The 24,848-nt window shown below is 66.8% G+C and carries 26 protein-coding genes; 20 read left to right on the top strand and 6 right to left on the bottom strand.

All coding sequences use genetic code 11. The annotated features are described in order from the left end of the window. Positions 1 to 17: 17 nt before the first annotated feature. The 6 genes from J5J86_RS02885 to flgF form a co-directional block, all read right to left on the bottom strand. Complete coding sequence (locus J5J86_RS02885) at positions 18 to 1,067, bottom strand: flagellar hook-associated family protein (protein WP_209103404.1); 1,050 nt, start codon at positions 1,065 to 1,067, stop codon at positions 18 to 20. Positions 1,068 to 1,072: 5 nt separating this feature from the next. Further along, positions 1,073 to 2,539, bottom strand: coding sequence for a flagellar hook-associated protein FlgK (flgK, locus tag J5J86_RS02890; RefSeq protein WP_209103405.1), 1,467 nt, complete (start codon positions 2,537 to 2,539; stop codon positions 1,073 to 1,075). Positions 2,540 to 2,573: 34 nt separating this feature from the next. Beyond that, positions 2,574 to 3,830 carry a flagellar hook protein FlgE gene (locus tag J5J86_RS02895; protein WP_209103406.1) on the bottom strand — a complete coding sequence of 419 codons (1,257 nt, stop codon included), beginning with the start codon at positions 3,828 to 3,830 and terminating at the stop codon, positions 2,574 to 2,576. A 279-nt stretch (positions 3,831 to 4,109) separates the two neighbouring features. Beyond that, positions 4,110 to 6,059 (bottom strand): DUF4214 domain-containing protein, encoded by a 1,950-nt coding sequence (locus J5J86_RS02900; protein WP_209103407.1) that lies wholly within the window; start codon positions 6,057 to 6,059, stop codon positions 4,110 to 4,112. A gap of 223 nt (positions 6,060 to 6,282) precedes the next feature. Further along, a complete protein-coding gene (fliI, locus tag J5J86_RS02905; protein ID WP_209103408.1) occupies positions 6,283 to 7,605 on the bottom strand; it encodes a flagellar protein export ATPase FliI in 1,323 nt (440 codons plus the stop codon). A gap of 24 nt (positions 7,606 to 7,629) precedes the next feature. Further along, a complete protein-coding gene (gene flgF / locus J5J86_RS02910; protein ID WP_209103409.1) occupies positions 7,630 to 8,355 on the bottom strand; it encodes a flagellar basal-body rod protein FlgF in 726 nt (241 codons plus the stop codon). A 199-nt stretch (positions 8,356 to 8,554) separates the two neighbouring features. Here flgF and motA point away from each other — a divergent pair, with 199 nt between their 5' ends. The 20 genes from motA to J5J86_RS03010 all read left to right on the top strand — a co-directional run bounded on the left by motA (position 8,555) and on the right by J5J86_RS03010 (position 24,843). Further along, the gene (motA, locus tag J5J86_RS02915) at positions 8,555 to 9,445 is read left to right on the top strand and encodes a flagellar motor stator protein MotA (RefSeq protein WP_209103410.1); all 891 of its coding nucleotides are present in this window, start codon (positions 8,555 to 8,557) and stop codon (positions 9,443 to 9,445) included. Between the two features lie 2 nt (positions 9,446 to 9,447). Then, the gene (locus J5J86_RS02920; RefSeq protein WP_209103411.1) at positions 9,448 to 10,377 is read left to right on the top strand and encodes a flagellar motor switch protein FliM; all 930 of its coding nucleotides are present in this window, start codon (positions 9,448 to 9,450) and stop codon (positions 10,375 to 10,377) included. Next, the gene (locus tag J5J86_RS02925; RefSeq protein WP_209103412.1) at positions 10,358 to 10,657 is read left to right on the top strand and encodes a hypothetical protein; all 300 of its coding nucleotides are present in this window, start codon (positions 10,358 to 10,360) and stop codon (positions 10,655 to 10,657) included. Before J5J86_RS02920 ends, J5J86_RS02925 begins: the two co-directional genes overlap by 20 nt. Positions 10,658 to 10,689: 32 nt before the next feature. Continuing rightward, positions 10,690 to 11,046, top strand: coding sequence for a flagellar motor switch protein FliN (fliN, locus tag J5J86_RS02930; RefSeq protein WP_209103413.1), 357 nt, complete (start codon positions 10,690 to 10,692; stop codon positions 11,044 to 11,046). Between the two features lie 11 nt (positions 11,047 to 11,057). Further along, positions 11,058 to 12,077 carry a flagellar motor switch protein FliG gene (locus J5J86_RS02935; protein ID WP_209105209.1) on the top strand — a complete coding sequence of 340 codons (1,020 nt, stop codon included), beginning with the start codon at positions 11,058 to 11,060 and terminating at the stop codon, positions 12,075 to 12,077. A gap of 335 nt (positions 12,078 to 12,412) precedes the next feature. Next, entirely contained in the window at positions 12,413 to 13,495 is a 1,083-nt protein-coding gene (flhB, locus tag J5J86_RS02940; RefSeq protein ID WP_209103414.1) for a flagellar biosynthesis protein FlhB, read from the top strand. A 37-nt stretch (positions 13,496 to 13,532) separates the two neighbouring features. Then, positions 13,533 to 13,925: a hypothetical protein gene (locus J5J86_RS02945; RefSeq protein WP_209103415.1), complete on the top strand. Its 393-nt coding sequence runs from the start codon at positions 13,533 to 13,535 to the stop codon at positions 13,923 to 13,925. A 98-nt stretch (positions 13,926 to 14,023) separates the two neighbouring features. Next, on the top strand, positions 14,024 to 14,404 hold the full coding sequence (gene flgB, locus J5J86_RS02950) for a flagellar basal body rod protein FlgB (protein WP_209103416.1): 381 nt from the start codon (positions 14,024 to 14,026) through the stop codon (positions 14,402 to 14,404). Further along, complete coding sequence (gene flgC, locus J5J86_RS02955; protein ID WP_209105210.1) at positions 14,404 to 14,820, top strand: flagellar basal body rod protein FlgC; 417 nt, start codon at positions 14,404 to 14,406, stop codon at positions 14,818 to 14,820. The genes flgB and flgC overlap by 1 nt, the downstream gene beginning before the upstream one ends. Next, positions 14,820 to 15,146 (top strand): flagellar hook-basal body complex protein FliE, encoded by a 327-nt coding sequence (locus J5J86_RS02960; RefSeq protein WP_209103417.1) that lies wholly within the window; start codon positions 14,820 to 14,822, stop codon positions 15,144 to 15,146. The genes flgC and J5J86_RS02960 overlap by 1 nt, the downstream gene beginning before the upstream one ends. 9 nt (positions 15,147 to 15,155) lie before the next feature. Then, entirely contained in the window at positions 15,156 to 15,944 is a 789-nt protein-coding gene (gene flgG, locus J5J86_RS02965) for a flagellar basal-body rod protein FlgG (protein WP_209103418.1), read from the top strand. Further along, positions 15,944 to 16,531 carry a flagellar basal body P-ring formation chaperone FlgA gene (gene flgA / locus J5J86_RS02970; protein ID WP_209103419.1) on the top strand — a complete coding sequence of 196 codons (588 nt, stop codon included), beginning with the start codon at positions 15,944 to 15,946 and terminating at the stop codon, positions 16,529 to 16,531. The genes flgG and flgA overlap by 1 nt, the downstream gene beginning before the upstream one ends. Then, positions 16,528 to 17,667, top strand: a complete 1,140-nt coding sequence (gene flgI / locus J5J86_RS02975; RefSeq protein WP_209103420.1) for a flagellar basal body P-ring protein FlgI — start codon at positions 16,528 to 16,530, stop codon at positions 17,665 to 17,667. Before flgA ends, flgI begins: the two co-directional genes overlap by 4 nt. 190 nt (positions 17,668 to 17,857) lie before the next feature. Further along, positions 17,858 to 18,799: a MotE family protein gene (locus J5J86_RS24395; RefSeq protein WP_247657963.1), complete on the top strand. Its 942-nt coding sequence runs from the start codon at positions 17,858 to 17,860 to the stop codon at positions 18,797 to 18,799. Then, entirely contained in the window at positions 18,799 to 19,524 is a 726-nt protein-coding gene (locus J5J86_RS02985) for a flagellar basal body L-ring protein FlgH (protein WP_209103421.1), read from the top strand. The genes J5J86_RS24395 and J5J86_RS02985 overlap by 1 nt, the downstream gene beginning before the upstream one ends. A gap of 14 nt (positions 19,525 to 19,538) precedes the next feature. Next, positions 19,539 to 20,048: a flagellar basal body-associated FliL family protein gene (locus J5J86_RS02990; RefSeq protein ID WP_209103422.1), complete on the top strand. Its 510-nt coding sequence runs from the start codon at positions 19,539 to 19,541 to the stop codon at positions 20,046 to 20,048. Continuing rightward, the gene (gene fliP / locus J5J86_RS02995) at positions 20,048 to 20,884 is read left to right on the top strand and encodes a flagellar type III secretion system pore protein FliP (RefSeq protein WP_209103423.1); all 837 of its coding nucleotides are present in this window, start codon (positions 20,048 to 20,050) and stop codon (positions 20,882 to 20,884) included. Before J5J86_RS02990 ends, fliP begins: the two co-directional genes overlap by 1 nt. Before the next feature lie 264 nt (positions 20,885 to 21,148). Continuing rightward, positions 21,149 to 22,192 carry a flagellin N-terminal helical domain-containing protein gene (locus J5J86_RS03000; RefSeq protein WP_209103424.1) on the top strand — a complete coding sequence of 348 codons (1,044 nt, stop codon included), beginning with the start codon at positions 21,149 to 21,151 and terminating at the stop codon, positions 22,190 to 22,192. A 305-nt stretch (positions 22,193 to 22,497) separates the two neighbouring features. Beyond that, positions 22,498 to 24,168, top strand: a complete 1,671-nt coding sequence (gene fliF / locus J5J86_RS03005) for a flagellar basal-body MS-ring/collar protein FliF (protein WP_209103425.1) — start codon at positions 22,498 to 22,500, stop codon at positions 24,166 to 24,168. A gap of 3 nt (positions 24,169 to 24,171) precedes the next feature. Next, entirely contained in the window at positions 24,172 to 24,843 is a 672-nt protein-coding gene (locus J5J86_RS03010) for a hypothetical protein (protein ID WP_209103426.1), read from the top strand. Positions 24,844 to 24,848 lie beyond the last annotated feature (5 nt).

The following is a 24,848-nucleotide window of genomic DNA, read 5'->3' on the forward strand; positions in this document are numbered from 1 at the left end:
CGCCCTCGTTACTGCCTTCAAACATAATTTAGAATGCTCAGCTGCATGATCTTAGCCGTGGTCGAGTAGGACATCTGCAGTTGAGTGGTTAGCGTATCCAGTCTCGTCTTGGCCTCTGCAGGGTCCACACCTTCGATCGCGGCAATACGGGCAGAGACCACATCGAGCGAATTCTGTGTCGCGGTCTCAGCCGCCGCGATTCGCGTCTGGGAAACACCGAGCGTGCTGGAGACTGCGGTCAGCCCGGACACGGCCGCACCCGTCACATCGACCGCCTTCTTCAGCACCATATCCTTGGCGGCCTCCGGCAAGGCGGTCAGACCCAGCTGGGACACCATGGTGTATGCCATGGCAAGGTTGCGCATGGCTGTGGTGTTGGCGGTGGTGGAGACGGGGACGGTCTCGGACGTGGAGATGCGGGTTGTGACGTCCTGGCTTGATGCGCGCGACCAGTCCTGGCCCCAGGCGGGGTCGGCGAACAAGGCGGCGAACTCATTGTTCAGGAAGTCCTCCATATCGGAGGCGGAGATATTGGCGATGTTCGGATCATTCTGCGGGTCGGCGGCATTGAGGCCGAAACGCAGGGCGAAAGCTGCGTTGACGGCCGCCTTGGGCCCACTATCGTAATCGACAAGAGGAGCGATCGAACTATTTTCGCCACCGAATGCGTAGCGCTGCCCGTCGCTTGTATTCATCATCGCCGTGAAAGCGGAAAGTCCGGACTTGGCCTGATCCACCATGATGGCGGTGCCCAGATTGCTCGACTTGGCGGCGATCAGATTCTGCAGGAATGTGTTGGTATCGCTGGAAATTTGACCCAGTGCCGTCTGTGTGAGATCAAGACGGCTCTTGGCCAGGGCATGATCTTGCTTGAGCGTGGTCAGGCGCGCCTCGGCGGCGTGCAGATCGACGCTCTGGCCAGTGCCCACCCCCAGAGAAAGCCCCAGATCTGCGCTTCGCCCGGTCGAAATTTCCACCTGAGCTTTGGTGATCTCGGTTTGCAGGCGCGGCAGAACATTGCGGGCGGCGCTGGTCCAGGCGAGGGTCGAGATGTAGGTGCTCATCATGGCGATCACCGGATGGCGCTGAAGAGGGTATCGAAGAGCTGGTTGACCACTCCGATCAGCTTGGAGGAGGCCTGGTAGGAGCGCTCCAGCTCCAGCTGGTTGGCATATTCCTGGTCGAGATTGATCCCGGTGGCGTTGGACATGGCGGTGGAGGCCTGGGACAGGACCGCCTGCTCGCTGTCGGCGCGGGTGGAGGTGGTCTGGCGCAGGCCCTCCAGCCAGCTCACGGAGGCGGAAGCAAACCCCGACAGGGGCTTGGGGGTGGCGCCAAGGCCGGAAGCGCTGTCATAGGTCCGCGCGGTGGCAAGGCCCGTGCCGAGATCCTCCAGGCGCTGCTGGAAGCTCGATGCGCTGGCCGTGTTATAGCCATAGGCCGCACCGTTAAGGCCGCCGTCGCGCAGCACGAAGGGATCGCCGCCCTGGGCGGCGTCGGCGCCGGAATGAACCGCGAGCGTGCCGGCAAGACCGGCGGTGAGGCTGGCGGGAACGGTGGCGGTGCCGTCACCCACCGTGAACAGACCGGCGGCAGCAGGTGCACCGCCGCCGGTCTGATCCTGCTCGGAGAACGCGGAAACCAGTCCCCGGGCAAGCTCGTCCAGCTGGTTCTGATAGGTGGGCGCGAGGGTGTCGCGCAAAGTGGCAAGGCCCGCGATACGGCCGGACAGGAGCGGCATGGCCGCATCCGTGCCGGTCACCGCCACACCGTCCACGAACACCGCCTGACCGTCGGTGGTGGCATCGAGCACCGTGGAGGGCCGGAACGTCACCGCCCGCGGCACGGTGTCAAAAAGGGTGGCCCCGCTGTCGGTGTAGATGACCACGTCATTGTGGCCACGAGAGACGGTGGAGATGCCCATTTCCTGGGACAGGCTGGACAGGATCGCGTCACGGCGGTCCATGGCGTCGGTCACATCGACGCCCCGCGCACTGCCGGAGACGACGGTGGCGTTCTCCACCTCGAACTGCGCCAAGAGGTCATTGACCTTGGTGACCGAGGTGCCGATGCCGGCATCGGCGTCGGTGCGGGCCTGCTGCACCGTGTCGGTGGCGCTGTTGAGCGATCGGGCGAGATCGGTCGCGGCGGTGACCACGGTCTGGGCGAAGCCGGGGTCATCGGGCGCGTTGGCGGCGCTCTGGAGGGCGCTCTGCAGCACGCCGAGCCGGGCGGCGGGCGAGGTCGTCGAATTGGTATCGCCGATGGTCTGCTTGAGCGTGTCGAGGCCGTCGAGCACCGCACGCTGCTGGGCGGTGTTGGAGGTGGCTCCCAGCATGCGGTCGAAGAGGGGGCCGCCGGTCGCGCGCGAGATGGTCACGACCCGGCTCGAACCGTCGCCGGACGTCACCGTCAGGGCGATCTTGCGCGAGGCATTGGGGTCGTTGGCACCGGCGACGTTGCGGCTGGACACCGACAATTGCGACGCGGTGGTGTTCAGCGACGAACGCGCGGTGTTGAAGGCGAGCGACAGGCTCATGGCACCCTCTCAGGCCGGAGAACAGACGGCGCACTCACCGCTTCAGGTTCATGAGCACGTCCAGCAGCTCCGTGCCGGTCTGGAACACCTTGGAATTGGCCGTATAGTCGCGCTGGGCGACGATCATCTTGGTCAGCTCAGAGGCCATGTCCACGTTGGACTGCTCGGTGGCGCCGGAGACCAGGGAGCCGAGGCCCACCTGCTCGGGGAAGCCCACCTGCACAAGGCCGGATTCCACCGTGGCTGTGAAGGCGTTGCCTGCGAGCGGGGCGAGCCGGTCCGGGCTCTCCACGAAGGCGAGCGGTACCTTGAAGATGGCGGACTGGCGCCCGTTGGCGTCGGTGGCATAGACCGTGCCGTCGGACTTGATCACCACGCCCTGGACGGCGGCGGGCGCATTGCCGTTCACCGTGGCGGTGAGGGGCGTGTAGCCGGCGCTGAGCTGAGTCATGCCGGACAGGTCCATGGTCAAGGGCTGTCCATCGGGCACCGTGAAGGAGATGGAATCGCCCGAGGTGAGATTGCCCATGGTGTCGAAATTCATGGTCTGGGTGGCCAGCGGCCCGGCGCCATAGGGGAAGCCCCCGGAGGCGGAGGCCTGAGCGCGGTCGAACACGGCCAGTTCCCACACGCCCGGCGCCGTCGCCGTCTTGGTCATGTAGAGATCCAGGGTGACCTTGTTGCCGAGATTGTCGAAGGCCACCAGCGAGGACTTCTCGGTGAAGGCGGAGGTGGCCAGGTTGTCAGCCGGCGTATCTCCGGTCTCAACCGCACTGTTGGCCGGCAGGTTGGCGGCGAAGGCGCCGCTGGTGGAGGCATTGGCCTCCAGCTTGGTGTTCTGGAAGTTTATGGGCTGGAGCCCGCCGAAGCCGTTCAGCACCACGTCGGGGGTACCGTCGGCAATATCGTAGCCCATGAGGGTCAGGCCGGCGCTGTTGACCAGGTTGCCGGTGGACGCATCCACCTGGAAGGCACCGGCGCGGGTCAGCAGGCTCTGGCCGGAGGGGTCCTGCACCAGGAAGAAGCCGTTGCCCTGGATGGCAAGGTCCGTGGACGAGGTGGTGTAGGCGAGGCCGCCCTGCTTGGAGATGGACTGGCGCGTGTTCGTGGTCACAGCGCCCGACTCATACTGCGTGGAGCTTGAGCTCAGGAGCAGCGAGGAGAATTCCGAGGACACGCTCTTGTAACCGGTGGTGCCGGTATTGGCGATGTTCTCGGACACATTGCTGAGCATGTTGGATTGCGCCGTCATGCCGGACACGCTCGTCCGCAGCATCCCATAGAGACTCATGAAACCAACTCCGGTGGTGAGCGGGGCATCTGCCGGGCACTGTGGCCCTCGCCGCATTTGAGGCCGCTTGGCTTGCGTGGGGCTGGAGCGGCGCAGCGGATTGCCATGCCGCGCCAGCTGCCATGACAGCGCGCCGCCGGCGGGAGCGGGCGGCGCGCGATCGGGGGGCGGATGCCGGCCGGCAGACCGGCCGGCGAGAGCGCTTCAGCGTTTCACTGAAACCCCGTAGCGCCCTATGCCTTTGTTTTAACGCACAGACTTGACGCGAACCCGTTCACATCAGCCGACAAAGTCGTACTGAGCCGGGGTCATGAAGTGCGCCTGCATCTCGCTGGAGTGCATGATGTCGTCGGCGACGGCCGCATAGTCGGCGCCGGCATACTGGCTGACTTCGGCCGTGGTCGCGGCGCGGCCCAGCAGGCCCTCGAACACCGCATTCACGGAGAGGTCGGCAGCGGCGACGCCGGTGCCATTGTCCACCGCTTCGGCCGAGGTGAGGAAGCTCAGCGCCACCTGGCCCAGCGAAGTCCCGTTCTCCACCACGTCGAGCTGGCCAAGAAGGCCGGCAGCATCCGCCTGGCGGCCGAGCACCTGCTGGTAGAGCGCACCGAGCCAAGCCACGTTGGCGTCCGGAACCAGCTCCACGCCGGTGTCGGAGAACTGGACGTGCTCCACATTGATGAGCGTGGTCACTTCGGCCGGATTGGCAACGGAGCGCACAAAGAAGTGCACGCCGTCGGTGCTCACCTGGTAGTCCGTGCTGGCGCCGGAGAACACCGCAGTGTCGGTGCCGGTGCGACCGTCAATATGGTCGGAGCCGCCATTGCCGGTGATGGTGTCGTCGAGGACGCCAGCCACCAGGTTGTCGGCGCCGCCGGTGCCTTCGAGCACGCCGGGGGCGGTCCCGTTCACATAGAAGTTCAGGTCGCTGGCGCCGTGGACGCCCATCAGCTCGGGAGAGGCGAGGAAGTGGTTGGCCACCTGGCCGATGCTGACGCCGTTGGCGAGGTTCTGCTCGTGATAGGCAAGGCCCGCCGGGTCCGCCTCGCGGCCGAGCAGCACGCGATAGAGCATCTCGACGCTCACGTCCGAAACGGACGCCACGCCGGTGCCGTTAGCCACCGCCTCGGGAGAGGTGAGGAAGGCGACGGCGATGTCGCCGGCGGACATGCCGCGCTCCACCTGGCCCACATAGAACTGGATGCCGCCGAGATCAGCCTGGCGGCCCAGCACCTGGCTGTAGAGGGCGGAGATCCAGCTGACGCTGTCGGGGGTGGTGACGTCCACGGTCGCGTCGGAGAAGACCAGGTGCTCCACATTCACCAGCTGGGTGACCTGGGAGGGGTCCGCCTTGGAGGTGACGAGGGTCAGGCCGCGGTCCTGCGAGACGGTGTAGTCGGCCGCGTTGCCGGCGAAATAGGCGCTGTCGCTGCCCGCGCCGCCATGCAGCAGGGTGTTGCCGGAGGCGCCGGTCATGAAGTCGTTGCCGGCGCCGGCAAAGGCCTGCGCATTGAGGCCAGACGCCACCACCACGTCGCCCGCAGCGCTGGCGAGGGTCTGCGCGCCGGCATCGGCGAAGAACAGCGAACCGGACGTGTTCGGCATGGTGGCCTTCACATCGGCCAGCATCTTGGCGACCAGATCCGCATTGGGGATGTTGTCGAAGGGGCTGGCAATGTGGGGCGTGGTGATGGTCATGCCATCACCGATGGCCACGTTCGACTGGAACGCCAGGGTGCCCGCAGACCCGAACGCCGGCAAGGTGAGGTTGGCGGCGGTGCCGAGGGAATTGGTGATGGCGGCGCCGTTGGCCTCCAGCGCGCTGGCGCTCGCATAGTTCAGATCCGAAGTGGAATCGTCCGCCTGCACCGTATAGGTGAAGTGCAGCGTGTCGGTTCCGGAGCCAGACACATAGGTGGCATAAGCATTGGCGCCGCCGGTGCCAAGCAGCAGGCGGGGCGCGCCGTTGGTGGTGTCCACGAACATGGTGGAATCGAAGGTCACCGCCACGCTGAAGGTATCGCCGGTGTGGAAGACGCCGTCGCTGTCTGTGTCCACCTTGTTCACCAGCGGACGGCTCGGGCCGCTGGAGGCCGGAACACCGTTGATGATGTTGTAGATGGTCTGGTCGAGGACCTCCGCCTGGAGCGAAGGACCGGTGAGCTGGCTCCGCAGCGCGAGCAGAGCGCTGAGGATACCGGTCGTATCAAGACTGATCGGATTGGACATTCTGTAACCCCAAATTCTAGTGAGCTCGCACCTGTTTCTCGGAGCCCATGGGATCACGCTACTTTTCAATGCTTGTGTGAGGCTGATGCCACCGCGCAACTATACATTTTATGGTTTGATTTATATTTCAGCCGGCTATAAAATTCTTGCCCTACCAGGGTGCCGACCCCCCATTTCCCCTGGAGGACGGCGTCACGCCCGCATCCCCCAGCGCCAGGACGCCTCATGCCCGCAAGGCGGCGGCAAGATCCGCGAACGGATCGAGCGAGGCCGGGGAGCCCGCCTGCTGGCGCAGCGCTTCATAGATGCGGGGCACCACCGCCACCGCCTGGTCCAACTCGGCATCGCTGCCGGCCTGGTAGCCGCCCATCAGGCGCAGGTCGCGTGTGTCCTCGAAGCGGGCGATGAGGCCCTTCAGGCTGCGCACCAACTCGCGCTCCGGCTCGCTCCACACCTCGCCCGCCAGGCGCGAAATGGAACCGAGCACGTTCACCGCCGGAAAGCGTCCCTGGTCGGCAATGGCCCGGTCGAGCACGATATGGCCGTCCAGCGTGCCGCGAATGGCATCCGCCACCGGGTCGTTATGGTCGTCGCCATCCACCAGCACGGAGAAGACGGCGGAGATGTTGCCCGTCCCTTCCGCCCCTGGCCCCGCCCGCTCCAGAAGGCGCGGCAAGGTGGAGAAGACGGACGGCGCATAGCCGCGCGCCACTGCCGGCTCGCCCGCGGCCAGCGCCACGTCGCGCGCGGCATGGGCATAGCGGGTGACCGAATCAACGATCAGCAGCACCGATTCGCCCAGATCCCGGAAGTATTCGGCAATGGAGAGCGCCGCCTGCGGGGCGAGGCGACGCATCATGGGGCTCTCGTCGGAGGTTGAGACCACCACCACCGCGCGATGACGGTTGGGCGCCAGCGGTCCTTCCAGGAATTCGCGCACCTCGCGCCCGCGCTCGCCCACCAGCGCCACCACCACCGTATCGAAACCCTGGCAGCCCGCCAGCATGGACAGAAGCGTGGACTTGCCCACGCCCGAGCCGGCGAAGATGCCGATGCGCTGGCCCTCGCAGATGGGGGTGAAGATGTCGATGACCTTGACCCCGGTGCGCAGCGGCTTGTGGATGCGGGCGCGCGTCATGGCGGGCGGCGGCTCAGCATCGAGCGGCATGCGCCGCTCCCCGCGCAAGAGCGGCCCGGCGCCGTCGAGCGGCTGGCCGAGCGCATTGACGACCCGCCCCTTCCAGCCCGGATCGGGCGAGAGGGTGAGGGCGCCGATGCGATGGGCCACCGCGCCCACCCCCACATTGGCCCGCTCGTCGAACGGCTTGACCACCACGCCCGCATGGTCGAGCCGGATCACCTCGCCGATGCGCGCGCGCCCGTCCGCCTCAAAGCCGACGCGTTCGCCCAGCTTGACGAAGCCGGACAGGCCGCTGACCCGGAAATGGGTGGGCGCCACCTCGCGCACGGTGCCGCCCACGCGCACGGGGGGAACCTCCTCAAGCCCGGCTTCCACCGTGGCACGCAGCGCCGCCAATGCCTTCATGACGTGATCCTTCATCCGCGCCCGTCAGGAGCTAGGGCCCAGCGTGCGGATGGCGTTGTCGGTGGAGGATTCCACCTGGTTCACCGCTGCCATGGCCTGCTCGAACGCGCGCTGGATCATGATCAGGCGGGTCATTTCGCGGACCGGGTCCACGTTCGAACTTTCCGAATAGCCCTGGTGGATCGCCACCTTGGTGAAGTCCTGGACCAGATCCGCCGGCTGGTCGGGAATGACGGAGGAATTGTCGGCGCGGGTGAGATTGGCGCCGGCGGGAATGGTGAAGAGGCCCACCTTGCCCACCGCGATGGTGCCCTGGGAGATGGAGCCGTCCGAGCCGATCCGCACCTCGCCGCCGGCCGGATCGATGGCGAGCGGCGTGCCGCCGGCATCGAGCACGGGATAATTGTTCACCGACAGGAGTTGCCCCTCGGCGCTCATATGCATGCGGCCGTCGCGGGTATAGGCGATGCCCGCCGGGGTCTTCACCGAAAACCAGGCATCCCCCTGCACCGCCACGTCCAGCGGGTTGCCGGTGAATTTGGACTGGCCGGCGGTGAGGTCCGTATAGGTTTCGCCCACCGTGGCGAAGGCCACGTCCCGTCCGCCCGCCTGATCGATGAGCGTCTCGAAGCGGATGCGTTCCGCCCGGTAGCCCGCGGTGTTCATGTTTGCCACATTGTTGGCCACCGTCGCCAGGCGGCGTTCCATGGCCATCTGCCCGGAGAGCGCCACGTAAAGGCCCGTCGGCATGCCGTGCTCCCTGTTGAGCGCGCCGCAGTTCCGCCGGCGGGGCGGCTGCGCGCGCGTTCATCTTCCTCGCCCCGCAGGCTTGCCCGAGCCTGACCTGCCGCATGCGCTCACCGCCCGCGCACCATCTCCCGGCCGGTAACCAGCCTCGCGCAATCCACGCCCCCTAGACCGGGTTTCAGTTGAATCGGGGGATCAGGCTTTGTTCATTCTCATCGGCATCGTTCTGGGGCTGGTGGCCACGTTCGGCAGCTTCACGCTGATGGGCGGCAACCCGGCCGTGGTGTGGGAGCCGTTCGAATTCGCCATCATTGGCGGCATCGCGGCCGGCACCTTCATCATCGCCAATCCCATGTCGACGGTGAAGGACACCGGCTCGGCGCTGCTGCACGCGTTCAAGGAAACCGCGCCCAAGCGCAAGGATTTCCTGGCACTGCTCTCGCTGCTCTACGCGCTGATGCGCGACATGCGCCAGAAGCCGCGCAACGAGGTGGAAGGCCATATTGACGACCCCGCCAATTCGCCGCTGTTCGGGCATTTCCCGTCCATCCTGAAGGACAAGGAACTCACCCAGTATATTTGCGACTATGCCCGGCTGATCCTCATCGGCAACGCCAAGTCGCACGAGATCGAATCGCTCATGGAGCAGGAGATCTCGACCATCAAGAAGCACAAGACCAAGCCCGCCGGCGCGCTCAGCACGGTGGCCGAAGGCCTGCCCGCGCTCGGCATCTGCGCGGCGGTGCTGGGCATCGTGAAAGCCATGGGCGCCATCGACCAGTCGCCGGAGATCCTCGGCCACTATATCGGCTCGGCGCTCATCGGCACCTTCTTCGGCATCTACGCCTCCTACGCCATTCTCGGGCCCATCGCGCACAAAGTGAAGATCGTGCGCGAGAAGCAGGTGCAGCCCTTCATCATCGTCAAGCAGACGCTGATCGCCTTCATGAACGGCGCCCTGCCCCCGATCGCGCTGGAGCATGGACGCAAGACCATCGACGCCGGCCAGCGTCCCACCATCGACGAGGTGGAAAGCGAGGCGATCTCCGCCGCGCCCTCCGCCAATGGCGCTCCCGCACAGCAGGCGGCCTGACCATGAACGCGGCACAAAAACACTCCGACATCCGGGACATGCTGCTCGACGCGGCCGGCCTCTCGCTGGACCGGCTGCCCATGCTGCATGTGGTGTTCGACCGCCTCGCCACCGCCTGCGCGGACGGGTTGCGGCACGTCGCCTCCTCCCAGGCCTATTACTCGCTCTCCAGCGTCGAGAACGGGCGCATCGGCGACGTGCTGGAAATGTATGAAGGCACGGCGGTGGCGGGCATTTTCCATGCCCCCTCCTGGGACAGCCAGCTCATCGTCGGCTTCGACCGCGACTTCGTCTTCACCATGATGGAGGTGCTGTTCGGCTCCGACGGCTCCGAGCCGCCGGTGGAGGATGAGCGCAACTTCTCGAACATCGAGATCCGCGTCGCCCAGCTCTTGTTCGAGCAGATGTCCAAGGCGCTGCGCGCCTCCTTCAGCCTGGTCAGCGACACGACCTTCCAGTTCGAGCGCCAGGAAACGCGCATGGACTTCGCGGTCATCGGCCGGAGCAACAACATGGCGATCACCGCCAAATTCCTGCTCCAGGCGCTCAATCGCGGCGGTGAGATGTTCGTCATCATCCCGCAATCGGCGCTCACCCCGCTGCGCCAGGTGCTCTCGCGCACCACCCCGGCCGAATCCACCGGACGGGACCCCAAATGGGCGCAGCAGATCCGCGGCGAGGTGAACCGCACCTCGGTGAAGGTCCGCGCCATCCTGGAGGAACGCCCGCTGCCGCTCGGCGACGTGGCCAACTTCAAGGTCGGACAGGTGCTCAAGCTCCAGGCCACGCCGCGCAGCCGCGTGAAGCTGGAGAGCGCCGAGCAGCCCCTCTTCTGGTGCAATCTCGGCCAGTCCGAAGGGTCCTATGTGCTGCGCATCGACGAACAGATCGATCCCGCCCAGGAGTTCATCAATGACATTCTCCCCCGCTGACCTCTTGCTGATGGCGGTGCTCGTCGCCACCACCGGCCTCATCGTCCTCGTCTATCGCCGCCTCGCCCGGCTCGACGAGCTGAACCGCGAATATGAGAGCGCCCTGAACGACACCGCGCAGGCGCTGTCCGCCGCCCGCGATGCGCTGACCACGCTCAACATGGACGGGCGCGAAGTGCTGGTCCTGCTGGCGGGACGCATCGACGACGCCCATGCTCTGATCGGCGAGATCGACGAGCGCGTCGCCCATTCGGACCGTGATGCCCGCCGCGCCTCCTGATCCATTTCCTCCTTCGATTGCAGGGGATTGCCATGTCCAACATGCCCATCGACGAATTCGACACCACCCCGCCCGCCGCCGAGCCGCCCCGGCCCGCCGCGCCGGAGAATGAGACCCTGTCCAGCCCGCGCGGCCTCGACAGTGTGATGCGCATTCCCGTGCTCATGCAGGTGGTTCTGGGCTCGGCCTCCATGCCGGTGTCGAACCTCCTCAAGCTCGGCCGCGGCGCCATCGTCCCTCTCGATCATCGGGTGGGCGAGCCGGTGGACATCGTGGTCAATGGCCGCGTCATCGCCCGCGGCGAAGTCATGGTGGTGGAAGACGACAATTCCCGCTTCGGCGTCTCGCTGACCGAGATCGTCGGCCCCGGCGGCCCTGAGACCGCGTGACAGGTTTCGCCATGGCCCAGCTCCCCACCAAGAGCCGTCCGCTGAGCGGGACCGACAAGGTGGCCGCTCTCCTCATGACCATGGGCTCGCCCGCGGCCGGGCGGGTCATGAAGCATTTCGATCAGGACGAGATCCGCCGGGTCACGCGCTCCATCGCCGAGCTGAAGCCGGTGTCCACGGCCCAGATCGAAGATCTGATCGAGGACTTCGCCAACAACTTCGCCACCGGCGCCAATCTGGTGGGCACGGCGGCGGACGTGGAGCGCCTGCTCACCGGCGTGCTGCCGCCCGAGCAGATCCAGGAAATCATGAGCGAGCTCCTGGGCTCGGCGAACCATTCCATCTGGGACCGCATCTCCACCGTGGCCGAGAATACGCTCGCCACCTACATCATGAAGGAACATCCGCAGATCGCCGCGCTCATGCTCTCGCGCGTGAAGCCGGCCTGCGCCGCCAAGGTGCTGAGCTACATTCCCGAAGCCCGGCGCAACGGCATCATGCGCCGCATGCTCACCTTCAAGCCCATCGTGGATTCCACCATGCAGGTCATCGAGAAGACCGTGCACGAGGACTTCATGATGAACTTCTCGCGCAATGCCGGCGCCGATCCCCATGCGCGCATGGCCGACATCATCAACAAGATGGAGCGCGACGACATGGAGACGGTGCTGACCTCGCTGGCCAGCACCCGACCCAAGTCCGCCGAGATCCTGAAGGGCCTGCTTTTCACCTTCGAGGACATCATCAAGCTCACGCCGCGTGCCCGCACCTCGCTGTTCGACCAGGTGCCCACCGACAAGCTGGTGCTGGCCCTCAAGGGCACGGAGAGCGGCTTCCGGGAGATCATCCTGCAGTCGCTCGGCGCCCGTGTGCGCCGCATGGTGGAGCAGGAGCTGGGCGGCGGCGAGCCGGCAGCGGCCCGCGACGTGGCCGAGGCCCGGCGCACCGTCACCGACCTCGCCCTCGACATGGCGGGGCGCGGCGAGATCGAATTGAATTCGGGCTCGGAGGAAGATGCCTATGTGCGATAGGCCGCGCCGGGAGACCGATCCGAGCGCATGGGATCGTGGAGCGATCCAATGCGCTCGGTGATTGCGCCTCTCTGCAAGAGTTTAGAGGGCGATTCACCCATCAGATTGATTCAATCTGATGGGATCGCGCTCTAGAGCATGCGCCGATCAGATCGCATCGCAATCTGATCGGATCACGCATTCTCTATCAATGGGTTAGAGGGCGATTCACCCATCAGATTGATTCAATCTGATGGGATCGCGCTCTAGCGCGGCCCTGACGATCAGGGGAGAGACGATCACGAAAAACGGGCCCCTGCGCCCGCGCCTTTTCTGCCAAAGCACAGAACGAGACCATGTCCGACGAAGACAAGGAAAGCAAAACAGAAGAGGCCAGCGAGAAGAAAATCTCCGACGCGGTCGAGAAGGGCAATGTCCCCTTCTCCCGCGAAGCGAGCCTCTTTGCCTCGCTGATCGCCATCCTCATGAGCCTCGTCTTCTTCACCGCCGGCCCCACCGCCCGGCTCACCGAGGAGCTGGCGCACCTCATCGACAATCCCGGCGGCTTCCGCCTGGACACCGGCGCGGATGCGGTGGAGGTGCTGTGGCTCGCGCTGGGCGCGGCCTGGCGCTTCCTCATGCCCATCGTTGTGCTCTTGGGACTCGCCGGCATCGCCGCCACCATGTTCCAGAACGTGCCCTCCATGGTGCTGAACCGCATCAAGCCGCAATGGAACCGCGTGTCCCCCGTGGCCGGCTTCACCCGCATCTTCGGGCCGCAGGGGCACATCGAGTTCGGCAAGCAGATGTTCAAGCTGCTGGTGATCGCGGTGGTCAGCCTGATCCTGCTCTATTCGCAGGAATATCAGGTGGTGAACGCCATGTTCGCCGACCCGCTCCTGGTGCCGAGCGTGGTGCTGGCGCTCTCCACGAAGCTCGTGTCGGCGGTGTGCATCGGCACCATCGCGCTGGTGGGGGCGGACCTCGTCTGGGCGCGCATCAAGTGGCGCACGGACCTGCGCATGTCGCACCAGGAATTGAAGGACGAGTTCAAGCAGGCCGAGGGCGACCCCATGGTGAAGGCGCGCATGCGCTCGCTGGCCCAGCAACGGGCCCGCCAGCGCATGCTCACCAACGTGCCGCGCGCCTCGGTGGTGATCGCCAACCCGACCCACTATGCCATCGCGCTCCAATATGACCGCCACAAAGGCGGCGCGCCGCTGGTGGTGGCCAAGGGGCTGGACCTGGTGGCGCTGAAGATCCGCGAGATCGCCGAGAAGAACGGCGTTCCGGTGGTGGAGGACCGGGCATTGGCCCGGGCCATGTACGACGCGGTGCAGGTGGACCAGTGGATTCCGGCCGAATTCTACCGGCCGGTGGCCAAGATACTATACTTCATCTATTCGAAGGGCTCCAATGGACCAAAGCAGCGCACGTAACATACTGAACGTCCGCGCCCTTCCCCCCGTGGAGGCGATGACCTACGAGCGGCTGCTGGCGACCGCCCTGCGGCCGCTATTGTCCGAGCTCGTCTATACCAATGCCGGCGTGCTGATGGCCTACATCCATGCCGGCAAGACCTCTGTCATCGACGACATCTTGGAATCCTCCGCCGAGCTGTCGCTGAAGCCCGGCGCGCTGCGCTATGCGCGCAATGCCACCACCCATATGGACTGGGGCACCGCGCCGGTGGTGACCATCGACATGGAATTCCACCAGGAGACGGTCTGCTCCTTCTTCAAGATCGTGTTTGACGCCAAGACCGTCGGCGTCCAGATCGACACCATCCTTTATTATGACGGTCTGAGGGACGCTCCCACCAACCTTGCCCGTTTCGCCGACGCCCTCGCCGCCGCCCGCCACGACTGATCCGGCGGACTCTCAAGCCTCGTGCAAGGTTGCTCGCGGAGGCTGGCCGCACCCAGGCTGGCGGAGACATTTCCGCCACGCCCATCCGGGAGGCGACCGTGGAACCGCTTTATCTGTTCAAGCTGGCATCGCAGCAGGCCCGTTGGGCCTCGGTGCGGCAGGCGGCCATCACCGGCAACATCGCCAATGCCGACACCCCCGGCTACAAGGCCGTGGACGTGGTGCCCTTCAATGCGGTGCTGGAGAAGACCCACCTTTCCATGGCCCGCACCCGCGCCGGCCATATCGAGCCGGCCGGCGGCCGCGACCCGGTGACCAAGGTCAGCCAGGACGAGGCCTGGGACGTCAACCATAGCGGCAATTCCGTGAGCCTGGAGCAGGAGATGCTCAAGGCCTCCGAGGTCAACCGCACCTTCTCCCTCAACACGAGCATCGTCCGCAGCTTCCACCGGATGATCCTGGCGAGTGTCAAACCATGATCGATCCCCTGAAGACCGCTTCCGGCATCGCCGCCTCGGGCCTCCAGGCCCAGTCCATGCGGCTGCGCATCACCGCCGAGAACCTTGCAAACGTGCATTCCACCGGCTCCAGCCCGGGCGCCGATCCCTATGCCCGCAAGACCGTCCAGTTCGCCACCGAGCTGGACCGGGCCTCGGGCGCCTCTTCGGTCAAGATCAAGACCATCGGGGTGGACCGCACACCCTTCTCGACCGAACTCGACCCCGGCAATCCGGCTGCGGATGCGCAGGGCCGGGTCAAGATCTCCAACGTCAATGCCATGGTGGAAATGGCCGACATGCGGGAGGCGAGCCGCTCCTATGAGGCGAACCTCCAGATGATCAAGCAAACCCGCTCGATGGTGATGGCTACCATCGATCTCCTGAGGAACCCGTGATGATAGACGGCATCTCCTTCAACTCCCTTTCGCGCACGGGGACCCTCTCGCAAGTGCGCACCGAGACCCAGACCGGTGGCATCGACGCGGCGGCCGCCGCGGCGTCGGCGGCGGATTTCTCGACGGTGCTGGCGCGCATGTCCTCCGATGCGGTGGATTCGGTGCGCGCCGGCGAGGCGACCGCCATTTCCGGCATCGGCGGCAAGGCCTCCGTGCAGCAGGTGGTGGAAGCCATCATGAATGCGGAGCAGACGCTGCAGACCGCGATCGCGGTGCGCGACAAGGTTGTCGCCGCCTACCAGGAAATCAGCCGGATGGCGATCTGAGGATAGAATATGCGCGCCCTAGCAATCGCCGCCACCGGCATGGCCGCCCAGCAGACCAATGTTGAGGTCATCGCCAACAACATCGCCAACATCAACACCACCGGCTTCAAGCGCGCCCGCGCCGAGTTCACCGACCTGCTCTACCAGGCCGAGCGCGCCCAGGGCGTGCCGAACCAGGACGGCGCCGGCCCCATTCCCGAGGGCGCGCTGGTGGGCCTCGGCGTGCGCACGGTGGGCATCCGCAATCTGCACCTCCAGGGGCCGCTGTCGCAAACCGGCAACCCGCTTGATCTCGCCATCAACGGGCGCGGCTGGTTCCAGATCACCAGTCCGTCTGGCGAGACGCTCTATACGCGCTCCGGCACCTTCAACAAGGGACCCAACGGCCAGTTGGTGACGGTGGACGGCTATGCGGTGGACCCGGCCATGACCTTGCCGGCCAACGCCACCGCCATCGTCATCAACGAGGCCGGGCAGATCTATGCCCAGATTGCCGGCCAGCAGGCGCCGCAATTGGTGGGCCAGCTCACCCTGACCAATTTCGCCAACGATTCCGGCCTCCAGCCGCTGGGCAACAACCTCTATCGCGAGACCGAGGCCTCGGGCCAGCCGGTGGTTGGGGTGGCCGGCGACGTGGGCTTCGGCGCGGTGGTTCAGGGCTATCTGGAAGGCTCCAACGTGGACCCGGTGAAGGAAATCACCGAGCTGATCTCCGCCCAGCGCGCCTATGAGATGAACTCCAAGGTCATCACCGCCGCCGACGAGATGGCCAGCACCGTCTCCAAGGGCATCCGCTGATGAGCCCCCACCCGCTGATGGTCCGCGGCCTCGCCGCCGCCGGCCTCCTCCTGTGCCTCGCCGGGGCTGCCCCGGCGGGCGCGCAGTCCATTTCCACTCTGACGGCGCGCAACGCCGATGCCAACGTGGCGACAGCGCCGGCCCCGGCCGCGCCCGCCGCGCCCCAGGCGGCGGCTGCCACCCCGGCGGCGCCCAGCACCATCCTGGTGCCGGTGCCTGCCGTCACGCTCTATGCGGGCGACGTGATCTCCGAGGCGGTGCTCACCGACCGTCCCGTCCCCATCGCCACGCTGGAGCGCGGCGGCATCGTGGGCGGGCGTGGCGCGCTCATCGGCAAGGCGGTGCGCCGCACGGTGCTGGCTGGCGTGCCGGTGCCGTTGAATGCGGTGGCCGACGTGCAGGTGGTCACCAAGGGCGTCGCCACGCGCGTGAAGCTGGAGGAAGGCGGCCTCGTCATCTCCGGCTATGCCATGCCGCTGGAATCGGGGGCGGTGGGCGCCACCGTCCGCCTCAAGAACATGGAGAGCGGCCAGACCATCCTGGGCACCGTGCAGGCCGACGGCTCCGTGCGCGTGAACATCCGATGAGCGGCCCTTCCCTCCTCGCACGGCTCGCGAGCCTCGCTCTCCCGGCACTCGCGCTCCTGGCAGTCGCTCTGCTGGCGGGAACGCTGCCGGCGGCCGCGCTCACCCGCATCAAGGACATTTCCGGCATCCAGGGCGTGCGCGACAACCAGTTGATCGGCTATGGCCTCGTCATCGGCCTCCAGGGCACCGGCGACACGCTGCGCAACTCGCCCTTCACCGAGCAGGCGCTGCAGGCCATGCTCGACCGCATGGGCATCAATGTGAAGGGCATTCCGCTGCGCGCCCGCAACGTGGCGGCGGTGGCGGTGACCGCCAATTTGCCGCCCTTCGCCACGGTGGGCTCGCGCATCGACGTGACCATCGCCTCGCTGGGCGATGCCACCTCGCTGCGCGGCGGCACCTTGCTGATCACGCCGCTGTCCGCCGCCGACGGCCAGGTCTATGCGGTGGCGCAGGGCCAGCTCGTCTCAGGCATCCAGATTACCGGCCAGGCCGAGACGCTCTCCCAAGGCGTGCCCACCGCCGGGCGTATCGCCAATGGCGCGCTGGTGGAACGGCAGATTCCCGGCCAGTTGCGTGATCTCGCCGAGCTGACCATCGAACTGACCAATCCCGACTTCAAGACCGCCGCCATGATCGCCGACGTGGTCAACGCCTATACCAAGGCGCGCTATGGCCGGGAATTTGCCCGTGAGCGGGACCTGTCCACCGTGGTGGTGCAGCGCCCGCCCAATGCCAATCCGGCCCGCTTCATCGCCGAGCTGGGCGATCTGCGGGTCGATCCGGACACCCCCGCCAAGGTGGTGGTGGACCAGCGCACGGGCACCGTGGTCATCGGCCGCAACGTGCAGATTTCCACCTTCGCGGTCACGCAGGGCAATCTCACCGTGCAGGTCACAGAAATGCCCGTGGTCTCGCAGCCCGCCCCCTTCTCCAATGGCGAGACGGTGGTGGTGCCCCGCACCGAGATCGACGCCCAGGAGACCGGCGGCCCCATCGGCATCGTGCGCGGCACCAATCTGCAGACGCTGGTGAACGGCCTCAACCGATTCGGCCTGAAGCCCTCCGACATCATCTCCATCCTCCAGGCGGTGAAGACATCGGGCGCGCTCCAGGCGGAGCTGGTGTTCCAATAGTTGCCGGATCGCCGGCCTGACGATGACAGGGCGCGTCCCTCCCGGGGCGCGCCCTTTCGCGCGTGAAGCGTCGGCCCCGTCCGGGGACGGCGCCCACGCGGACAGCGTCGCGCAAGGTCCCCCTCCTAGAACCCAAGGCGACGCGGGGCGCCATGATGGCGCCTTCGCGCCTTCGATAGGAAGTCGGCCCATGCCCTCGTCCCTGCCGGACATGTTCTCGTCCCTCGCGGGCGCTCTGATGCAAGATGCCCCGCTGTTCTCCGCCGCAGCCTTCGGGCACATCGCCTTGACCACGCTGCGCCCGCCGCGCGTGCGTCCCCAGACGCTGCGGCGCAAGATGGCCCTCGGCGCGTCCCTTGCGTGTGTGCTCGCGGCCCTGCCGCTCACGTTCGGCAGCAACGCCCTGGCCCAAACTGCGCCCCCGCCCACGCGGGTGGCTCCCATGAACATCCAGCCCTCTGTCGTGCAGGCCCAGCAGGCCGCGCAAGCCGCGCAGATGGCACAGAGCGTTCCTGGCGCCGCGACCGCGGTGCCGCGCACCCTGCCCCCGGCGCGGCCGGCAGCCCCGCCTCCGGCCGCAGCCGCTCCCGTGGCCACGGCCGCCGCCATGGCCATTCCGCCCGCGCCGGCCGGCGCGCCCGGAACCGCAAGCCCCGCCGCCTATGCGCCCCCGAGCGAGCAGTCGGCGCCGGTCCAGGCGACGCCGGTGGCCATCGGTGCGCCGGACAATGAGAACGCCCTCCAATATTGCAGCTCCATCGTGAATGCCGCCGCCGATGCGCGCTATGTGCGCCAGAAGGAGGCCCTGGCGGCCATGGAGAAGCAGATCCAGGAGCGCATCGCCCAGCTCGAGGCCAAGCGCACCGAGTACCAGGACTGGCTCCAGCGCCGCGAGGCCTTCCTCAAGAAGGCGGACGAGACCCTCGTCCAGGTCATGTCCCAGATGCGCCCGGATGCCGCCGCCGCCCAGCTCACCGCCATGAGCGAGGATGCCGCCGCCGCCGTGCTCTCCAAGCTCTCTCCCCGCGTTGCCAGCGCCATTCTCAACGAGATGGACCCGGCGCGCGCCGCCCGCCTGACTGCCACCATGGTGGGCATTTCCCGCCGCACCCTTGATGGGAGGGCCAGTTGATGCGCCCCTCTGCCCTGCTCGCCGCCCTGCCCCTCGCCCTCGCGCTCGCGGGCTGTCAGACCAGCTATGACAGTCTCGCCTTCGGCCCGGCTTTGACCCCCGTGGGCAACGGGCTCGACACCACGCGCCAGCCGGTGCCGGTGGCGTTCCAGAAGCCGGAGCAGAAGACTTTCCGCTCCACCTACGACCTCGCCAATTCCCAGAGCATGTATCGGGACCTGCGCGCCTCCAAGGTGGGCGACGTGATCCGCGTGTCCATCGCCATCGACGACAAGGCCCAGTTCGACAATGCCACCGATCGCTCCCGCAAGGCCAAGACCGGCCTCGGGGTCGATGCCGGCCTCGACATGGGCGGCTTCGGCAAGGGCGTGAATGCGGGCGCGCTGTCGGGCAATCTGGACATCAATTCCGACACCAGCACCAAGGGAAAGGGCACCATCGACCGGTCCGAGAAGCTGCGGCTGTCCATCGCCGTGGTGGTCACCGAGGTGCTGCCCAACGGCAATCTGGTCATCTCCGGTTCGCAGGAGATCCTGGTGAACTACGAGGTGCGCGTCCTCAATATCGGCGGCATCGTCAATCCGCTGGATGTGTCGGCCAACAACATCATTCCCTATGACAAGATCGCCGAGGCGCGCATCTCCTATGGCGGGCGCGGGCGGTCCATGGACATGCAGCAGCCCGCCTGGGGCCAGCGCATCTATGACCTCGTCGTGCCGTTCTGACCGGGAGGCGCGACATGGCCAAGGAGAAGGCGGCAAAGCCGCAGACGGAGGGCGAGGCCCCCAAGAAAGGCGGCGGCGCGTTCATCGCCGTCCTGATTCTGACCCTTCTGGCGGGCGCTGGCGGGGGCGGCCTCGGCTACAAGATGGCCGGCACGGTGGAGCATGTGGTGGAAGCCCGCATCGCTGCCGAGCCGCCCAAGAAGGAGGAGAAGCCGCTCAATTTCGAGGGCGACCTGGGGGTCCAGGACCTCAAGCCCGTGGTGGTCAACCTCGCCGCCCCCTCCAGCACCTTCGTGCGCATCGAGGGCGCGCTCATCTACAAGAATGGCGTCCTGCCCAATCCGGCGGCCACCGCCGCGGAGGTGCGCGAGGACATCATGGCCTATATGCGCACCATTTCGCTGAGCCAGCTGGAAGGGCCGAGCGCGCTCCAGCACCTGCGCGAGGATCTCAACGAACGCGCCCAGGTGCGCGGCCACGGCAAGGTCAAGGAACTGGTGCTCGAAACCCTGGTGGTGCAGTGATGGCCGCCCTTCTCGCGCGCCGCGCCGGGCGGACGCCGCGCGCCGGATCGGGAACCGCTCGTGCCCTGCTTGCCGCCAGTCTGCTGCTGGCCGCCTCCGGCCCCGCCATGGCGCAGATGCCGAGCCTCGACCAGTTCATGCCGGCGGGCGACGGCTCCACCTCCGGCCGCATCATCCAGATGCTGGGCGTGCTCACCGTGCTGTCGGTGGCGCCGGGCCTGCTCATCATGATGACGAGCTTCACCCGCTTCATCATTGCCTTCTCGTTCCTGCGCTCCGGCATCGGCCTGCAGACGACGCCGGCGAACCTGGTGCTGGTGAGCCTGTCCCTGTTCATGACCTTCTACGTGATGGGTCCGACCCTCGACCGGGCGTGGCAGAACGGCCTGCGCCCGCTCACCGCCGGCGAGATCACCGAGCAGGAGGCGGTGGAGCGCATCGCCGATCCCTTCCGCGACTTCATGCTCTCCCAGGTGCGCGACAAGGATTTGCGCCTGTTCGCCGAGATGAACGACGCGCTGAAGACCCCCGGCACCCGGGACGGCAAGGCCCCCACAGTGCCGGCCCCGGCCCAGCCGGACAAGGCGGAGAAAGTGGAGATGCGCGTGCTCATCCCCGCTTTCATGATCTCCGAGCTGCGGCGGGGCTTCGAGATCGGCTTCCTGATCGTGCTGCCCTTCCTCATCATCGACATGGTGGTGGCGACCCTGGTCATGTCCATGGGCATGATGATGATGCCCCCCGCCGTCATCGCCTTGCCGTTCAAGATCTTGTTCTTCATCCTGATCGACGGCTGGAACCTGCTGGTGGGCGGGCTGGTGCGCTCTTTCCTCTGAACCCGCTGAAGCTGCCCCGTTCCAACGCCGCCCCCGGACCTCCGGCGGGCGGCGTTTTCTGTCCGGGCTTCCCGCGGGGCGCGCGCAAGCCTCGCGCAAGCTTGTCGGCCCATGATGATGTCCATGGCAGGTTGACTGCTCGAAAGGGCAGCGTGCCGGACCCGCAAGGGACGGCCCACAAAGGCATGATGCCGCCCTGCCATGCCGGTGGAAGCCCGGCATGTCCCTGACAAACGTCACTTTCTCGAACGAGGGACATTCATCATGACCAGCCTGATCACCAACACCTCAGCCATGGTCGCCCTGCAGACTCTGCGGACGATCAACAGCTCGCTCGACACCACCAACAATCATGTCTCCACCGGCAAGCGCATCAACTCCGCTTCCGATGGCGCGGCTTATTGGTCCATCGCCACCACGCTCACCTCCGACAACGGGGCGCTCGGCGCGGTGAAGGATGCCATGAGCCTGGACAAGAACTCGGTGGATGCGGCCAGCTCCGGCGTGAACGCCGTGATCTCCTCGCTGTCCAAGATCAAGAACAATCTCACCGCGGCCCTCTCGCCGAACGTCGACCGCGCCAAGCTGCAGACCGAAATCTCCTCCTATGTGAGCGAGATCAAGACCACTGCGGACAACACGGTGATGAACGGCAGCAACTGGCTGTCCGTGGATTCGAGCGCCACCGGCTTCAACGGCACCAAGAACCTGCTGTCCTCGTTCTCGCGGACCGGCAGCACCGTGACCGTGGGCTCGACCGCCATCGACACCGGCAGCTTCGCCATCTATGACGCCGCCACCGCCGGCACCTCGACGGGCACCAGCACGACCATCGATACCGCGGTCACCGCTGTCGCCACTGCGGCCAACATCACCGGCGGCGCCACCGTCGCCGTTGACACCGCGGCCGGCAGCCTGAAGGGCTTCATGGATACCAAGTTCGCCATCGGCGGCACCGCCACGACCGGTACCGAATCGATCGCCGACTTCGATGTGTCCACGCTCGGCAACACCGACGCGGACCTGGCGAAGATCCAGGCCTATGTGAAGATCGTCGACGCCACCATGCAGCAGCTGCAGAACGGCGCCACCACGCTCGGCACCACTTCCACCCGGCTTGGGTCCCAGCAGACCTTCGCCCAGAGCCTGATCGACCTCAATACGTCGTCCATCGGCTCTCTGGTCGATGCCAACATGGAAGAGGAATCCACCAAGCTGAAGGCGCTCCAGACGCAGCAGCAGCTGGCGGTGCAGTCGCTGTCGATCGCGAACAACTCCACGCAGAACGTGATGACGCTGTTCCGTTGATCGGTGAAGAAAGCCCGTCCCGGCCGGCGCCGGGGCGGGCATCTGCTTGAGTATCTGTTCTTTTGAGTTCCTGTTGGGTCAGCCGCCCCCGTGCGGCCAACTGGCCACGCTCCGCCCCCCTCGGAGCGTGGCTTTTGTGTTTCAAGGCCCCTGCAACGCCCAGGCAAGGTTGGCTGCCGAGATTGCGCCAAGGCACATGAGCGCGGAACCGCAAGGACCCGCGTGTGCCGGACCCGAATGTCCCCGTTCCCTTCCCGCAGCGCCAGCGCGTGCGGGGACGGGCCGCAATCGCGAGTGACCCGCCGATGATCGGCCGCATGCAGTTAGAAGCCATCCTTGCCAATCTGCGCAATCTGGGCGCCCGCCGCCTGATCGCGCTGGGCCTGATCGGCGCCACCGTGGTGGCCGCCATCGCGCTGGGCGCCTATTATCTCAGCCAGCCGGAGCGCGAGACGCTCTATGCCAACCTCAACCGCGAGGACGTGGGCCGCATCGGCGGCGCGCTGAAGGATGCCGGCATTTCCTTTGACGTGAATGCCGACGGCACCTCGGTCCTCGTCGCCCATTCCGACACTGCCCGCGCCCGCATGCTGCTGGCGGTGAAGGGCCTGCCCCAGAGCGCCAATACCGGCTACGAGCTGTTCAATGACATGCGCTCGTTCGGCCTCACCTCCTTCATGCAGGAAGTGACGCGGGTGCGCGCGCTGGAAGGCGAGATCGCCCGCACCATCCAGACCATGAAGGGCATCAAGGCGGCGCGCGTCCACATCGTGCTGCCGGACCGCGGCTCCTTCCGGCGCGACCAGCAGGGCGCCTCCGCCTCGGTCGTCATCCGCACCGAGAATGCCGACGACACCTCGTCCGCCGCCGCCATCCGCCACCTGGTGGCCGCCGCCATCCCCGGCATGAAGCTCGACAATGTCACCGTCCTCAACACCGAGGGCGCGGTGCTCGGCTCCAGCGAGGACGGCGCCAATGCCGCCGCTGGCAAGAAGGCCATGCTGCAGAGCCAGGTGAACCGGGAGACCGAGGAGAAGATCCGCCGCACCCTCATCCCCTATCTGGGCATCGGCAATTTCGAGGTGTCGGTCTCCTCGCGCCTCAACACCGACAAGGTCACCACCAACGAGACCGTGTTCGACCCCGCCTCCAAGGTGGAGCGCTCGGTGCGCGCGGTGAAGGAGCAGGGCCAGTCCCAGAACCGCACCAAGCAGCCCAACGCCTCGGTGCAGCAGAACATTCCCGGTGGCCAGGCGCCCCCGGAAGGTGGCAACGATTCCAACGAGAACAACCAGCGCCGCGAGGAGCTGACCAATTTCGAGATCTCCTCGCGCACCGTCCAGACCGTGCGTGACGCCTATGCGGTGCAGAACCTGTCCATCGCGGTGCTGCTGAACAAGGACCGGCTCACCGCCGCCAATCCGCAGGGCGGGGAAACCATTCCTGTGGAGCAGCAGCTCTTTGAGGTGGAGCAGCTGGTCGCCTCCGCCGCCGGCTTCGACAAGGAGCGCGGCGACAAGCTGAAGGTGGCGGCGGTTGCGTTCGCCAATGGCGGGCGCGACATGGAGGCCGTGCCCGCCTTGCCCTGGACCGAGCTGCTGCTGCGCCAGGCCGGTACCCTCATCAACGCGGTGACCATCCTCATCGTCGCTGGCCTGCTGATCTGGTTCGGCCTGCGCCCCGCCGTGCGCTCCATCCTGGAGCGGCCGCGCGAGCAGGAGATCGCCGAGCTGGAGGCGCGCGAGATCGAGGCCACCATGCTGGCCGCCCAGCCCGGCGCTCCGGCGCTCGCCGGCCCGCCGGCCGAGGAGGAGCCCGCCGGTCCCATCGCCGGCTCCACCTTGAACCTGATCGAGAACCTCACCGGCCAGATGTATCGCAACCCGCAGAAGCGCCTGGAGCAGATCGTCGAGTTCGACGAGGAGCAGGCGGCTGCGATCCTGCGCCAGTGGCTGAACCAGGAAGCGAGGGCCTGATCCATGCACGCGCTGTCCCGCCACTTGCCCCATTTCGGCCCGCTGGGGCCAACCCTCTCGGCCCGCCCCGCCTCGCCGGCGGAAAAGCCGGCTGCCTCGCCCCCCGCGGTGCGCCCGCCGGCAATCCCCGAACGCCCCCGCCCGGACGTGCGCTTCTCCCAGGACGATCTCGCCCGCGCGGTAGAGCTCGCCCGCACCGAGGCCCGGCGCGAAGCCCAGGAGCAGGCGCAGGCCGCCATCGCCGCCCTGGAAGCTGCGCGCGCGCAGGACCAGAGCGCCGCCGAGTCCCGCATCGCCGCCGTGCGCGCGGACTGGACGGCAGAGCAGGCCGACCGCCTCGCGGATGGCTTCCGATCCGCCTTGGACGGTTTCGGCACCCAATTGTCCGACGCCCTAGCACCCATTCTGGCGCCGTTCGTCACCGAACGGGTCCGCGACCAGGCGCTGCGGGAATTGGACAGCCTGGTGAAGCATCAGATGGCGCTTGGTTCGGGCGCCATCCAGATCACCGGCCCGCAGGATCTGCTCGATGCGCTCGGCACCCGCCTCGGCGCGGCGAGCGGCATCACCTTCACCCCCGGCAACACTCCGGAAGTGCGCATCGAAGCCGACGGCGCGGTCATCGAGACCCAGCTCCAGGCTTGGCGCGACCGGCTCGCCGGCCTTTCGGACTGAGGAGA

The organism is Aquabacter sp. L1I39 (genome assembly GCF_017742835.1).
In the GTDB taxonomy this organism is placed as follows: Bacteria; Pseudomonadota; Alphaproteobacteria; order Rhizobiales; family Xanthobacteraceae; genus L1I39.

Excerpts from the sequence above, each read along its gene's own strand:
- J5J86_RS02885 (WP_209103404.1), bottom strand. The coding sequence starts at position 1,067 with ATGATGAGCACCTACATCTCGACCCTCGCCTGGACCAGCGCCGCCCGC.
- flgK (WP_209103405.1), bottom strand. The coding sequence starts at position 2,539 with ATGAGCCTGTCGCTCGCCTTCAACACCGCGCGTTCGTCGCTGAACACC.
- J5J86_RS02895 (WP_209103406.1), bottom strand. The coding sequence starts at position 3,830 with ATGAGTCTCTATGGGATGCTGCGGACGAGCGTGTCCGGCATGACGGCG.
- J5J86_RS02900 (WP_209103407.1), bottom strand. The coding sequence starts at position 6,059 with ATGTCCAATCCGATCAGTCTTGATACGACCGGTATCCTCAGCGCTCTG.
- fliI (WP_209103408.1), bottom strand. The coding sequence starts at position 7,605 with ATGAAGGCATTGGCGGCGCTGCGTGCCACGGTGGAAGCCGGGCTTGAG.
- flgF (WP_209103409.1), bottom strand. The coding sequence starts at position 8,355 with ATGCCGACGGGCCTTTACGTGGCGCTCTCCGGGCAGATGGCCATGGAA.
- J5J86_RS02920 (WP_209103411.1), top strand. The coding sequence starts at position 9,448 with ATGAACGCGGCACAAAAACACTCCGACATCCGGGACATGCTGCTCGAC.
- J5J86_RS02925 (WP_209103412.1), top strand. The coding sequence starts at position 10,358 with ATGACATTCTCCCCCGCTGACCTCTTGCTGATGGCGGTGCTCGTCGCC.
- fliN (WP_209103413.1), top strand. The coding sequence starts at position 10,690 with ATGTCCAACATGCCCATCGACGAATTCGACACCACCCCGCCCGCCGCC.
- J5J86_RS02935 (WP_209105209.1), top strand. The coding sequence starts at position 11,058 with ATGGCCCAGCTCCCCACCAAGAGCCGTCCGCTGAGCGGGACCGACAAG.
- flhB (WP_209103414.1), top strand. The coding sequence starts at position 12,413 with ATGTCCGACGAAGACAAGGAAAGCAAAACAGAAGAGGCCAGCGAGAAG.
- J5J86_RS02945 (WP_209103415.1), top strand. The coding sequence starts at position 13,533 with ATGACCTACGAGCGGCTGCTGGCGACCGCCCTGCGGCCGCTATTGTCC.
- J5J86_RS02960 (WP_209103417.1), top strand. The coding sequence starts at position 14,820 with ATGATAGACGGCATCTCCTTCAACTCCCTTTCGCGCACGGGGACCCTC.
- flgG (WP_209103418.1), top strand. The coding sequence starts at position 15,156 with ATGCGCGCCCTAGCAATCGCCGCCACCGGCATGGCCGCCCAGCAGACC.
- flgA (WP_209103419.1), top strand. The coding sequence starts at position 15,944 with ATGAGCCCCCACCCGCTGATGGTCCGCGGCCTCGCCGCCGCCGGCCTC.
- flgI (WP_209103420.1), top strand. The coding sequence starts at position 16,528 with ATGAGCGGCCCTTCCCTCCTCGCACGGCTCGCGAGCCTCGCTCTCCCG.
- J5J86_RS24395 (WP_247657963.1), top strand. The coding sequence starts at position 17,858 with ATGCCCTCGTCCCTGCCGGACATGTTCTCGTCCCTCGCGGGCGCTCTG.
- J5J86_RS02985 (WP_209103421.1), top strand. The coding sequence starts at position 18,799 with ATGCGCCCCTCTGCCCTGCTCGCCGCCCTGCCCCTCGCCCTCGCGCTC.
- J5J86_RS02990 (WP_209103422.1), top strand. The coding sequence starts at position 19,539 with ATGGCCAAGGAGAAGGCGGCAAAGCCGCAGACGGAGGGCGAGGCCCCC.
- fliP (WP_209103423.1), top strand. The coding sequence starts at position 20,048 with ATGGCCGCCCTTCTCGCGCGCCGCGCCGGGCGGACGCCGCGCGCCGGA.
- J5J86_RS03000 (WP_209103424.1), top strand. The coding sequence starts at position 21,149 with ATGACCAGCCTGATCACCAACACCTCAGCCATGGTCGCCCTGCAGACT.
- fliF (WP_209103425.1), top strand. The coding sequence starts at position 22,498 with ATGATCGGCCGCATGCAGTTAGAAGCCATCCTTGCCAATCTGCGCAAT.
- J5J86_RS03010 (WP_209103426.1), top strand. The coding sequence starts at position 24,172 with ATGCACGCGCTGTCCCGCCACTTGCCCCATTTCGGCCCGCTGGGGCCA.